At 59.8% G+C, this 12,206-nt stretch carries 11 protein-coding genes; 3 read left to right on the plus strand and 8 right to left on the minus strand.

Features of this window, described 5'->3' with window-relative positions; all coding sequences use genetic code 11:
- Positions 1 to 83 precede the first annotated feature (83 nt).
- Positions 84 to 2,915, plus strand: a complete 2,832-nt coding sequence (ppc, locus tag LKR43_RS12090) for a phosphoenolpyruvate carboxylase (protein WP_227684360.1) — start codon at positions 84 to 86, stop codon at positions 2,913 to 2,915.
- Here the strand turns inward: ppc and LKR43_RS12095 are convergent.
- Positions 2,912 to 4,111, minus strand: a complete 1,200-nt coding sequence (locus LKR43_RS12095) for an MFS transporter (protein ID WP_227684317.1) — start codon at positions 4,109 to 4,111, stop codon at positions 2,912 to 2,914. The genes ppc and LKR43_RS12095 overlap by 4 nt on opposite strands.
- 124 nt (positions 4,112 to 4,235) lie before the next feature.
- On the opposite strand from LKR43_RS12095, the gene LKR43_RS12100 reads away from it, so the two are divergent.
- Positions 4,236 to 4,943 (plus strand): DUF2238 domain-containing protein, encoded by a 708-nt coding sequence (locus LKR43_RS12100; RefSeq protein WP_227684318.1) that lies wholly within the window; start codon positions 4,236 to 4,238, stop codon positions 4,941 to 4,943.
- 78 nt (positions 4,944 to 5,021) lie between these two features.
- Positions 5,022 to 5,780 carry an SDR family oxidoreductase gene (locus LKR43_RS12105; RefSeq protein ID WP_227684319.1) on the plus strand — a complete coding sequence of 253 codons (759 nt, stop codon included), beginning with the start codon at positions 5,022 to 5,024 and terminating at the stop codon, positions 5,778 to 5,780.
- Here the strand turns inward: LKR43_RS12105 and LKR43_RS12110 are convergent.
- The 7 genes from LKR43_RS12110 to LKR43_RS12140 form a co-directional block, all read right to left on the minus strand.
- On the minus strand, positions 5,777 to 6,619 hold the full coding sequence (locus LKR43_RS12110; protein WP_227684320.1) for a zinc-dependent peptidase: 843 nt from the start codon (positions 6,617 to 6,619) through the stop codon (positions 5,777 to 5,779). The two genes, LKR43_RS12105 and LKR43_RS12110, sit on opposite strands and share 4 nt — an antisense overlap.
- Before the next feature lie 36 nt (positions 6,620 to 6,655).
- Entirely contained in the window at positions 6,656 to 7,981 is a 1,326-nt protein-coding gene (locus tag LKR43_RS12115; protein WP_227684321.1) for a four-carbon acid sugar kinase family protein, read from the minus strand.
- Positions 7,982 to 7,985: 4 nt separating this feature from the next.
- Complete coding sequence (locus tag LKR43_RS12120) at positions 7,986 to 9,254, minus strand: ribulose-bisphosphate carboxylase large subunit family protein (RefSeq protein ID WP_227684322.1); 1,269 nt, start codon at positions 9,252 to 9,254, stop codon at positions 7,986 to 7,988.
- 64 nt (positions 9,255 to 9,318) lie between these two features.
- Positions 9,319 to 9,858, minus strand: coding sequence for a VOC family protein (locus LKR43_RS12125; protein WP_227684323.1), 540 nt, complete (start codon positions 9,856 to 9,858; stop codon positions 9,319 to 9,321).
- 77 nt (positions 9,859 to 9,935) lie between these two features.
- Entirely contained in the window at positions 9,936 to 10,733 is a 798-nt protein-coding gene (locus LKR43_RS12130; RefSeq protein ID WP_227684324.1) for a transporter substrate-binding domain-containing protein, read from the minus strand.
- A 60-nt stretch (positions 10,734 to 10,793) separates the two neighbouring features.
- Entirely contained in the window at positions 10,794 to 11,522 is a 729-nt protein-coding gene (locus LKR43_RS12135) for an amino acid ABC transporter ATP-binding protein (protein ID WP_227684325.1), read from the minus strand.
- A gap of 11 nt (positions 11,523 to 11,533) precedes the next feature.
- Entirely contained in the window at positions 11,534 to 12,205 is a 672-nt protein-coding gene (locus LKR43_RS12140; RefSeq protein WP_227684326.1) for an amino acid ABC transporter permease, read from the minus strand.
- Between the last annotated feature and the right edge of the window lies 1 nt (position 12,206).

A 12,206-nucleotide genomic window follows, 5' to 3' on the forward strand; every position in this document is an offset into this window, starting at 1 on the left:
TCCATCGAATTGCTAATATTGCTCCATGACCCTATAACGAGATAACAACAGGAGACTCTGTGAATCACCCCGAAGCATCCCGCATGGAACCGACTTCCCTGCGCAACGATATCCGGCACCTGGGCAAAACGCTGGGCGATGTAATCAATGAATGCGAAGGCAAGGCCGTTTACGACGTGATCGAAAAGCTGCGCCGTGCTGCGGTCAAGTTCCGGCGCGAAGGCCGGGATGCCGACAGTCGCACGCTGGAAAAGCTGATCGCAAAACTCCCTGACGAAGAATCGAACTCGGTCGCACGGGCTTTCACCTATTTCCTGCACTTGTCCAACATTGCCGAAGATCGTGACCAGAACCGGCGTCAGCGCCAGCACGAGCTGCACGCAGACAACCCCATGCGCGGCAGCCTGCAGCAGGCACTCGACATCTTGCGCAGCAAGGGCGTAAGCAGCCGCAAGGTACTGCGTTATCTTGAAACCGCATGCATTGTGCCGGTACTGACTGCCCACCCCACCGAAGTCCAGCGCAAAAGTACGCTGGATCTGCATCGGGCCATCGCAAGGAATCTGGCGCAAAGCGACGCAACCCTGACCGCCTCGGAAAGACGACTTCTGGATCAGACCCTGACAGGCCTGGTTGCCACACTATGGCAAACACGCATGCTGCGTCGGGAAAAGCTGACCGTACTGGATGAGATCGACAACGCGCTTACGTACTACACCAGCACCTTCCTGACCGCCATACCGCGCCTGTACCAGGATCTGGCGACACGCCTGCAACCGGCCAGCCACAAACTGTTTGACACACTAACCAAACCACTGCCGCCATTCCTGCAGATGGGCAGCTGGATAGGCGGTGACCGTGACGGCAATCCCAGGGTGGACGCATCCACGCTCGAGCAGGCCCTGTTGCGCCAGTCCCGGCTCGTGCTGCGCCACTATCTGCAGGAAGTCAAAACCCTCGGTACCGAGCTCTCGCTCTCACGCAACCTGGGCAATATCAGCCCTGAACTGCAGGCGCTTTCACTGGTCAGCCAGGACAGCTCGGCTCACCGGATCGACGAGCCCTACCGGCGTGCCTTCATACACGTATACGCCAGGCTGGCCGCGACCTCTGTTGAATTGACGGGCAAGCAACAGGCCCTGCGCCCCACTTATCCGGCACCGGCATACGCTACCCCCGAAGAGTTCCGGCGCGACCTGCAAGTTGTTGCCGATTCACTGGACCGGCATCACGGCAGCCTGATCGCGCAATTGCGGCTGTCCGGACTGCTGCAGGCCGTCAGTATTTTCGGCTTCCATCTGGCCACGGTCGACTTGCGCCAGAGCTCGGATGTACATGAGCGCGTCCTGACCGAGCTTTTCACGGCGGCCGATGTGCACATGAATGAAAAGCCCGTTAACTACAGCGAGTTGTCCGAAGCAGAGCGTATTACGCTCTTGCGCAACGAGGTTACGCAAGTCCGGCCGCTGGTGTCGCCCTGGATACGCTATTCCGATGAAACCGAGAAGGAACTTGCCATACTGCGCATGGCGGCCGAGTGCCGGCGCCGTTACGGCGCCGCCGCCATCCGGCAGACCATCGTGTCGCACACCGAAACCCTCAGCGACCTGCTTGAAGTCGTGGTGCTGCAGCAGGAAACCGGCCTGATCACCCCCAACGACACCGGCGGCAGCAGCGCGGCGGCATCGGGCCTGATGGTTGTGCCCTTGTTCGAAACCATACCCGACCTGATGCGCGGCGCCGACATCATGGACAGCTGGCTCAGTCTGCCCGAAATCAACACCCGCGTGCGGCACACCCAGGACGGCATACAGGAAGTCATGCTGGGATATTCCGACAGTAATAAAGACGGCGGGTACCTGACGTCGAACTGGTCCTTGTATTACGCGGAACGCCAGCTGGTGCAGGTCTTCAAGAAACACAAGGTCAGGCTGCGCCTTTTCCACGGCCGTGGCGGCTCGGTTGCCCGCGGCGGCGGTCCCAGCTTCGAAGCCATACAGGCACAACCGCCCGGCACCGTCAACGGCCAGATACGCCTGACTGAACAGGGTGAAGTCATACAAGGCAAATACAAGGATGCGGAAGTCGGCCGCTGGCACCTCGAGAACTTTGTCGCCGCCACCCTGGAAACCAGTCTGACCACCGGGCCCAACGCCTCACAAACGGAAGACAAGAACATGGCGCGCTTCGGCAAGGCCGTCAGCTATATGTCGGACGTTGCCCAGGCCAGCTACCGCGACCTCGTCTATCAGACCCCCGGCTTCAATGAATACTTTTTTGCCTCGACTCCGATCCTGGAAATTTCCGGCCTGAATATTGGTTCTCGTCCGGCTGCACGCAAGGCCACCCAGAAAATAGAAGACCTGCGAGCCATCCCCTGGGGGTTCTCCTGGGCGCAATGCCGCCTGATGCTGACCGGCTGGTATGGCATGGGTACGGCCTTGCAGGCCTATATCGAACAAGGCCACGACGGCAGCCCCGCAACACCCGCGCTGCGGCTTGCCCAACTGCGAGAAATGGCGCAGGTCTGGCCGTTCTTCAAAACCCTGCTCTCGAACATGGAGCAAGTACTGGCCAAGACCGATCTGGACATCGCCCGGCGTTATGCCGGTCTGGTTCCCGATAAAAAACTGCGCAAGCACGTCTTTGGGCGCATAGAGGCCGAATTCATGCTGACGCTGGACATGTTCAAAAAGGTAAGCGGCCATGACCTGCTGGCCAAAGATGAGCGGCTGGCTGCGGCACTGAGCGAACGCTTCGCCTATATCGACCCCTTGAACCACCTGCAGGTCGAACTATTGCGACGCCACCGTCTTGCCCATGAAAGCCAGAATGGCGACGAGGAAAGCCGCAGCCAACGGGCCATACACACGACCATCAATGGCATTGCCGCCGGCCTGAGGAACTCCGGCTAGACAGTACCGGACTGCCGGTTTGCCCGCGCACGAGGCAGATTGCCCCAGAAAATGCCGGCTGCCAGCAGTCCGAATACACCGGTAAAGCCTATGCCGGCACCCAGCGACACCGCTGCGGTCAGGCCGGCCAGCACAAAGGGACCTGCACTGGTGCCGGCATCGGTAATCAGGCGCCAGATACCCAGAAACTCATTACGGCCATTGACCGGGGCGCCGTCGGCCCCCAGTGTCATCACTATGCCGGATCCTATGCCATTGCCCAGCCCCATCACCAGACACACCAATACAAATGGCACCAGCGCCGTGGCCCATGGAATGGCCAGGAAGGCCGCCGCCAGGGTCAGTGCGCAAGGCAGGGCCACCCACAAGCGCCCATATTGATCCATAACCTTGCCGGCCGGATAGAACACCAGCATGTCTATGGCCGATACACAGCCGAAGATCAGGGCGGTCGCAGTGGGGCTTAAACCGATGGCATTGGCCCACAAAGGTATGGCAACCTGGCGCGAAGCACGCATGGCGGCAACAAGCATGCAACCCAGCCCCAGTGTCAGGTATGCCCTCTTGTGCGTAACTGCTATGGCCAGTACGCCGGGCCGCATGGCCTGCGCTTCAGTGTCTTCGGATCCCGACCGTAGTTCGGGCAGCGCAAATGACAGCGCACCCGCCGCCGTCAAAGCCACCATGGCCACCACATAAGCACCGCTCAAACCCATGAAGTGCATGAGTCCGGCCGAGGCGAAGGGGCCTATGAACATGCCGATACGCTGCGTGCCGCCTAACGTGGCAAAAGCCCGCGCCCGCATGTGCACCGGTGCTGCCTCCATCAGGAAGGCTTGCCGGGCAAGGTAAAAGACTGACGTCGCCATGCCTATGAGCAGGACGCCGACAGCCAGTACCGCCGGGTGACGGGCCAGGATGCAGATGAGCAGCGCCACGACACAGACCGCTGCGGCACCCATCAGTGAGCGCCGCTCGCCAAAGCGCGACGTGATCATGGCTGCCGGAATGTTGCACATCAGGGAACCCAGGCCTACCAGCGCCGCAATAACGCCGGACATTGCATGGGACGCACCCAGAGCGATGGCACTCAGGGCGATAACAGGAAGGATGGCACCGTTGGAGATGCCGAACAACAAGGAGGGGCCGAAAGCGGGAATCGCAATCTGGCGCCAGCTAAAAGGGGTTTCAGTCATTTATGCAACAGACCCGTACCTGGTCGGCGGCCATCCGCAGCGACGCCAGGCAGGCTATGCAGTATTTTGCCACCAAGCCATAATCCATGCTACACAGGCCGTGCACCGGCCTCAAAGGAGCAGCATGTCAGTACCGGCTCGATCAAACACTCAGGAATGCCGCGCAGGCCATCTTGCCATCCGCGTCGCTGCTCTTGGCTATGCCGGTTTGTGGCTGGCACTGGCCATTCATCCCAGCGACCGTCCGGCCTGGCTCCTCGAGAACGCGCTGGTCCTGATGCTCTTCTGCCTGCTGTGGCTGGTCCGGCGCCAGTTCCGGTTCTCGAATGCCTCGCTGCTGCTGATCCTGCTTTTTCTGTCGCTGCACGCCCTGGGCTCGCATTACACCTACTCAAACGTTCCTTATGACCAATGGTGGCAAGCGCTCACGGGCCATTCCCTGAACAGCGTATTCGGATGGGAACGCAACCACTACGACCGGTTGGTACACTTTGCATACGGTCTGCTGCTGGCCTACCCCATACGCGAATTCTTTTTGCGCATCGTCGAAGTACGCGGCTTCTGGGCTTATTTCCTGCCGCTGGACTTTACGCTCAGCACATCGGCCTTGTACGAACTGATCGAATGGGGAGCGGCCGAGATCTTCGGCGGCGATCTGGGCATGCACTATCTCGGTACTCAGGGTGATATCTGGGACGCCCATAAAGATATGGCGCTGGCCGCGCTGGGTGCCTTGCTGGCCATGTTGATTGCCGCAGCGATCAACAGATATGCACGCCGCGACATCGCCTGGGAGTGGTCGCAGCACATGAAGCCATCGACCAGGCACTGAGCATCTGCGCATGCAAGTCAGCAGCCCGCACGCCACCCGTATAATGCCGTGCAGACACAAAAGCGACAGGAGCAGGCAATGAATTCACAGGAAAAGTTCGCACTGATTACCGGTGCGGGTTCAGGCATAGGCAAGAGCATCGCACTGGCACTGGCCGGCGCAGGCTACGCCGTGGCGCTTGCAGGGCGACGCAAAGAACCGCTGGACGCCACAGCGCAGCAGGCACAGGCACACGGCGTTCGTACTCTGGTCGTCCCGACCGACGTCAGCGATCCTGCTGCGGTCAATCATCTTTTTGAACAGATCTCGGAACACTTTGGACGGCTCGACCTGCTGTTCAACAATGCCGGCATATTCGCCCGTTCGGCCTCACTTGAAGAGCTCGAATACGAGCAATGGAAAGCGGCCGTCGACATCAACCTTACCGGTGCCTTTCTGTGCACACAAGGCGCCTTCCGACTGATGAAGGCGCAGCAGCCACAGGGCGGGCGCATCATAAACAACGGCTCCATCTCAGCCTACGCGCCGCGCCCCCATGCCGTATCGTATACGGCAACCAAGCATGCCATCACCGGCCTGACCAAAGCGACCTCACTGGATGGACGCAAATACGACATCGCCTGCGGTCAGATCGATATCGGCAACGCCGCCAGCGAAATGACGGAAGTCATGGGCCGTGGCGTACTTCAGGCAGACGGCTCGACCCGACCCGAGCCCTTGATGAATGTCGAGCACGTGGCCAACGCCGTGCTCTACATGGCCGGCCTGCCGCTGGATGCCAACGTGCAGTTCATGACGGTCATGGCTACCAAAATGCCCTTTATCGGACGCGGCTAGACACTGGCCAGCCTGCGCAGCGGATCCTGCCGATAGTATTGGGCCAGCAAGGCATACCACTGCGGCAAGCTGGTGCATAGCTGTAAAGGATCCACAAAAAAAGCCTCAGAACTGACGGCGAAGAACTCCGCTTCGTCCGTCGCCGCATAAGGGTCCAACGGCAAGCTGTCGTACCAGACTTGCCCTTCTTCCGACTCCGGATCCACGTCCTCTGGTATCGATGCTTCGAGCGCATCAAGCGCGCGCGTGAACGCAGACAGCGACTCATCCAGCGTCTTGCTCCACCGGCGTGGTTCAAGCTCGGGGTGAGCCGCCAGATTAGGCATGCCATCAGTATCGCTGCCGTATTGATCCAGTTTGTGCGCAAACTCATGAATGACCACGTTGTTGGCCGGCTCCCGGCCCGGGCCGGCGTCTTCCCATGACAAGATGACGGGACCACCCTCCCATGCCTCGCCGCTGGCTTCGGCCATGTACTCATGCACCACGCCGCTTTCATCCACTTCAACCCGTGGGGTCAGAAACCCGCCGGGATAGACGATGATATCTATCCAGCCTTCGTATAGCGCCGGATTCAGATTGAGCACCGGCAATGCCGCTTGCGCGGCAATCGACAACATGATTTGATCAGTCAGTACCAGCCCTTGCGCCGCGCTGAAGTTCTTGCTGGCCAGCAGCCATGCCGCCCGCTGACGCAGTGCCTCGTTTTCGGCGTGACTCAGACCGCCCAGAAAAGGCAGCGCGCCGACCACCGACAGCCAGACCTCGGGGGAAATCTGCGCCAGCTCGTTCGACACTTTCCGGGACGATGCGCCACGCCCTGCAAGCCATCTGAACATAATCCCTTCGTTCTTCGAGACAGAATGGCTACGATGCTAGCACGCCAGGTCGGGTGCAATCAGTTTCTCGAATACTTGCTCAGAGCCCATTTGCCCACCCTTTAGCATGAGCTCGACACCCGACAGATACTCAAGGTCGGAGTGCATGCGGCAAAGCGCGGCGCCCGGATCCAGTTGGCCCACATACGACAGGCCCCAGACGTCCAGCGACTTCAGGGCCAGGCTGGATGTGTCTCCCCCGGCCACACCGATCCGGGCCGGCCGGCCTTGTACGAGCACCTGGGCCAGAAAGCGCCCGCAGGCCTGGGCCAATGCCACGGCCGACACCGGGCTCGAATCCTGCGACTCATCAGCCACATGAGCCAGCACATGCCGCCCCTGGATCAAACCTGCTGCAACCTGCTCCAACAGGGCATCATAGGCATTGCCTTCTCCGGCACACAACAGGCCGGCATCCATGGGTATGCGCTCGTACGACGTGGCAGCAGCGATCTGCATGGCAGTCACGGGGGAACGGCTGCCCGACATCACGAACACAGGCCCCTGTGCGGTCTTCATGGACTCAGTTCGGGCCAGCGTGATGCCCTCGCCAGATTCCGTCCAATGCGCAATGAGCGCCTGGGCGACGCTGCTGGGCCCTACGGCCAGCAGCTTGTGTTTGTGTGCCTGCTGCCACATGGCCTGCCCTATCGTGGCCAGATGTTCGGGTTGGCCCACATCAAACAAAATGCCGTCGGAATGATCTTCAATGGCCTGATCCAGCAAGGCCTGGAACTCGGCAGGTGCGCGTGCGTAAGCCGGATATTCCATCAGTCCGATTTGTTCCAGCCCCTGCTGCGCAAGATGCCGGCGCAGATCGGCTTCATGCATGGGGGTCACGGGATGCTGGCTCATGGTGGGATGGCGATCCAGGCGGTAGGCGGCACCACCAGTCTGAAAGGCGGCAAACAGATTGCCGAACACACAATAGCGGCCAAGATTGGGCTGTCCACCCACGATGGGCACAAAGCGCGCCGGCTGCAATTGCTTGCGCAACGTCTGGACAGCCAGGCCTATGCTGCCGGTGTCTGGCGAGCTATCGAAGGTGGAGCAGGTCTTGTAATGCGTGACACTGGCATTCACCTCTTGCAGAAAGTGCCCCACAGGCTCCAGTTCCGCAACCTGCTCCGGACCATTCATGGAGCGGGCTGCACCGGCAATCCCCAGGCAATCGAGCGAGCCTGCCTCCTGCAATTGCCGGCGGGTGGGCAGACGCAGAAACAGCATGCTGCGATAGCCGGCACGGGCTACCGTTGACAGGGTATCGGTTGCGCCGGTGAAGTCGTCGGCGTAGAAAGCCAGGCGGGTCGGATGCGGCGCCATGCGCTTACCTGCCGCCAAAAAATTCCAGCGCGCGACGCAGCTCCGGCGCGTTCACGGCATACTCGGACAGCACCACGCCCGCGTTTGCGGCAGCCCATGCCTGGCGCAGGCTGGCTATCCCGGCCGCCGCTCCGTCTGGGTGGGCCAAAATACCGCCACCCGACATGAACAGCAAGTCGTCGGTGCCCACTGCATCGAAGGTGGCCGGCACCGTGCCGGCCCACTGACCCGACGAAAACGCCGGCATAACCTGATCGTTCAGGCCGTCGGCCAGCGGTGCAAGGCAATCCCTGGCCGAATCCACGACCTCTTGGTCTTCCTGCGAAAACTTGCCTTGCAGTCCATGAACGTGCATATGATCGACACCGGCCAGTCGCCATAGTGTCTGGTAGGCCTGGAATGAAATTCCCAGCAAGGGATGCCGCGCCATGGCGCCATAGCCGTTGCGATGCCCATGCAAAACCAGTGAAGTACTGCGGCGCAAGGTCTGCACCGCCGAGTACCCGCAATAATTCAGGCTGACCATGACACAGCTGCCGCCTTCACGTTCTACCAGTTCGGCATGGCGACGCATGGCATCGGTTTCGTCGGTGATGTTGAAAGCGACCATGACAGCCTTGCCGGTGCGTTGCTCGTGTTCGCGCACCACCGCCATCACCGCGGCCACACGCTCGGCCAGCGGTGCATGCACCGGGTCGGCACAGATTTCGTCATCCTTGATGAAATCAACGCCGGCCTGGCATAGCTGCCCGACCAACGCGGCGGTCTGGGCCGGCGACAAACCCACATTGGGCTTGATGATGGTACCCAGCAAGGGGCCCTGTTCGACACCGGCCAGGCGGCGTGTTCCGGCCACCCCGTGCCTGGGCATGTCAAAACGTTGGCGATACAACGCGGGCAACTGCAAGGCCTCAAGACGCATGCCTGTTGTCTCGCCCAGGTCATACAGATTGCCGGCCACCGTCGATGCCAGCGTGGGCAGGTTGGCGCCGATATTGTCCACTGGAAAGGAAATGCGCACTCGCGCACGCTGCCAGGGGCCCTGGCTGCCCTGCCTGTCCAGCCAGGCATTGGGTAAGGCGGGGCTGTCCGAACTGTCCAGCAAATCCAGCTGTTCTACCGTCGCCCGGGCCCGTTCGCGCAGCTCATCGGTCTCGCCGTGCACACGCGTGAACGTCCCGCATGACTGCTCTCCGGCCATGACATTCGCGACCTTGGCCGGATCCAGGGGGGTCTCTATCAAATAAGTGGCGTGAAAACGTTCTGAGTTCATGTGTGCAGAAAAAAGAAAGACATTCGAAGCGTCGCAGCCCTGGGGCAGGCTGCCTACGAGCGGGCTACAGCGTGCTCAAGTCAGGAAATTCCCGCACAGGGTCTCGTCCATCCCACTGCAGCGACTCATTGCGGATCAGATCGAACAGCTTGCCCTTGGGCCCGGCCACTTCCGAGAGCTCGATCACGGAGCCAGGGTGATACTCCGTATCAAAATACACAAAGCGTCCGCGTTCGCCCACTTCGCCGCTCATGACCGGGCGAAAGCCCTGTGCCACCAGTCTGGCAAGATCGTCGTCATAGCTTTCAGTCCAATAGGCCACGTGCTGCAAACCGGTATTGCCGGCCTGCAGAAAATCACGGTACATCGATGGGACGTCGTTACGGCATTGAATCAGCTCAACCTGTACGAAACCCGAGTTGGCCAGTGCGACCGAATTATGTGGCTCGTAGCTTTCGTCACGGTAGCGGTAGTTCTTGATGGGCACCTTGGGGTTGTAGTACCAGGGACCGACACCCAATGTCTTGCTCCAGTATTCCATCGCCGCCTCGATATCCTTGACGACATAACCCAATTGACGAATCTCGCCAAAAAACTTGCTCATTCCTGTTCCTAAAGATTAGTGGCCCGCCTGTGCACCGGTCATGCAACACGGCGGGCTTGCTTGCATATCACCGACTATCAGTTGGCGCCCTGTACGATTTCCTCGGGAATCGGCACACCGGCGTACTTCATGTGAATGTCGTTAAGCTTGCCGTTCTTCAGGTTCGTACGTATCCATGCGTTGACCCACTCCTTCAGTTGCGGCTCGTTCTTGCGCATGGCAACACCCAGTTGATACGACTGAATCACAAACTTGACCTCGAACTCACGCTCGGGATTACGTTTGCTGATGGCGTTGATGATAGGCGGTGTGATCGCCACGATATCGGTCTGTCCCGTCGCGGCGGCAGTGATGGAAGCGGCCTCGTCATCAAAGCGCACGACTTTGGCCTTGGGCGATCCTTCCGAAACCAGTTTGTCTTGCGGCCCGCCACGGGTCACGGCAACCGACTTGCCGGCCAGATCGTCCATGTTCTTGATGTCCAGGCTCTTGGGCGCACCAACCGCAGCCTGGATGGCGCCGTAAGGAATCGAAAAATCAACCGCCTTGGCGCGCTCCGGTGTGATGGACAACGAGGAGATGATCAGGTCTGCCTTGTTCGACAAGAGATTGGGAATGCGCGCGGAGTTGGTCGTCTGGACGATTTCCAGCTCGACGCCCAGATCCTCGGCCAGCAGTTTCGCAGCCTCGACGTCTGAACCGACAGCCTGCATTTTTCCATCGATATAGCCGTAAAACGGTGCACCCAGATCGATGCCGACCCGCACCTTCTTGGCCGCCTTGATATCGGCCAGCGCATCCGCCGAGGCTGCGCCGGCAAAGGCGCCCAGGCACAGGGCCAGTGAGCCCATGCAAAGAATTTTCTTCAGTTTCATGATTATGTCTCCGTTGCTTTAACGTAAAGTGATGTCACACAAGAAGGCGCGGGGCTCTGATTACAGCCCATACGCCAGAAATTCCTGCAATTCGGCCGTTTGCGGGCTGCGCAGCATCTGGCCGCTGCCTGTTTCCCAGACCTTGCCCTGATGCATGTAGATAATGGTATCGGCCACTTTCGCAGCAAATTCCATTTCGTGGGTAACCAGCACCATGGTCATGCCTTCGGCCGCAAGTTGCTCGATAACACGCAAGACTTCGCCCGTCAGCTGCGGGTCCAGCGCCGACGTCACCTCGTCGAACAGCATGACCTTGGGCTCCATGGCCAGCGACCGTGCAATGGCTACGCGCTGTTGCTGTCCGCCCGAGAGCTGCTCGGGGTAGGCATCCGCTTTTTCGAGCAGGCCAACCTGCTTCAGGGTGCGATTGCCGATGGCCAGCGCTTCTTCCCTGGTCTTTTTCTTGACGGCACGCGGTGCGAGCATCACATTCTCCGCAACCGTCAGATGCGGAAACAGGTTGTAGCTTTGAAAGACGATGCCCACGTCGGTGCGCAAGGCACGCAGGTTGATGTTCTCGTCGTGCACGCGATGCCCGCATACATTGATCTGCCCCTGATCGATGACCTCGAGATGATCGATACAACGCAAGGCAGTGCTTTTGCCTGACCCGCTTTGCCCGATGATGGCCACGACCTGCCCCTTGGCAACCGCAAACGACACGCCTTTCAGCACCTGGTTGGCGCCAAAGCTTTTATGAACGTCTTTCAGTTCAACCACTATCGACATAGTTTTTCCTTTTATGCGCTCAGTGTGGAGCGGGCTCCATACTGACGCTTGCGTTCAAGCTTGCGGCTCCACACTGACAAGGGGTAGCACATCGCAAAATAAAATACCGCTATCAGTACATAGACCAGGAAGGGCTGGAAAATGGAGTTGTTGATCAACTGCCCGGCCCGAACCAGCTCCACGAACCCCACGATGGAAGCCAGCGAAGTGTTCTTGACGATTTGCACCATGAAACCCACTGTGGGCGGCGTTGCAATACGCACGGCCTGCGGCAGGATCACCAGGCGCATGCGCTGGCTGCGCGACAGCGCCAGGCACTCAGCGGCTTCCCACTGCGTCCTGGCGACCGACTGTATGCAGCCGCGCCATATTTCACCCAGGTAGGCACTGACATAAATCACCATTGCAATTCCGGCGGCGGCCAGACCGGAGAGTTCCAGGCCCGCTATGCTCAGGCCGAAGTACGCCACAAACAGCAACACCAGCAAGGGCGTGCCTTGTATCACCTGCACATAAAGGTAGGAAAGCCACCTGACCGGCGCCACCGAGCTGATGCGCAGCAAGGCCACCACGCCGCCGGCAATCCCGCCACCCACAAAGGCGATGAGCGAAAGACATATTGTCCAGACGGCGCCTTGCAGCAGGAATTCGAAATGCGCGTATGTAAATCCACCGGATATCATG

It is taken from the genome of Pusillimonas sp. MFBS29, assembly GCF_020687695.1.
Classification (GTDB): domain Bacteria; phylum Pseudomonadota; class Gammaproteobacteria; order Burkholderiales; family Burkholderiaceae_B; genus Pusillimonas_C.

Coding starts and splice junctions, on each gene's coding strand:
- LKR43_RS12095 (WP_227684317.1), bottom strand. CDS start 4,111: ATGACTGAAACCCCTTTTAGCTGGCGCCAGATTGCGATTCCCGCTTTC.
- LKR43_RS12115 (WP_227684321.1), bottom strand. CDS start 7,981: ATGGCGCCGCATCCGACCCGCCTGGCTTTCTACGCCGACGACTTCACC.
- LKR43_RS12110 (WP_227684320.1), bottom strand. CDS start 6,619: ATGTTCAGATGGCTTGCAGGGCGTGGCGCATCGTCCCGGAAAGTGTCG.
- LKR43_RS12105 (WP_227684319.1), top strand. CDS start 5,022: ATGAATTCACAGGAAAAGTTCGCACTGATTACCGGTGCGGGTTCAGGC.
- LKR43_RS12140 (WP_227684326.1), bottom strand. CDS start 12,205: ATGATATCCGGTGGATTTACATACGCGCATTTCGAATTCCTGCTGCAA.
- LKR43_RS12100 (WP_227684318.1), top strand. CDS start 4,236: ATGTCAGTACCGGCTCGATCAAACACTCAGGAATGCCGCGCAGGCCAT.
- LKR43_RS12125 (WP_227684323.1), bottom strand. CDS start 9,858: ATGAGCAAGTTTTTTGGCGAGATTCGTCAATTGGGTTATGTCGTCAAG.
- LKR43_RS12130 (WP_227684324.1), bottom strand. CDS start 10,733: ATGAAACTGAAGAAAATTCTTTGCATGGGCTCACTGGCCCTGTGCCTG.
- ppc (WP_227684360.1), top strand. CDS start 84: ATGGAACCGACTTCCCTGCGCAACGATATCCGGCACCTGGGCAAAACG.
- LKR43_RS12120 (WP_227684322.1), bottom strand. CDS start 9,254: ATGAACTCAGAACGTTTTCACGCCACTTATTTGATAGAGACCCCCCTG.
- LKR43_RS12135 (WP_227684325.1), bottom strand. CDS start 11,522: ATGTCGATAGTGGTTGAACTGAAAGACGTTCATAAAAGCTTTGGCGCC.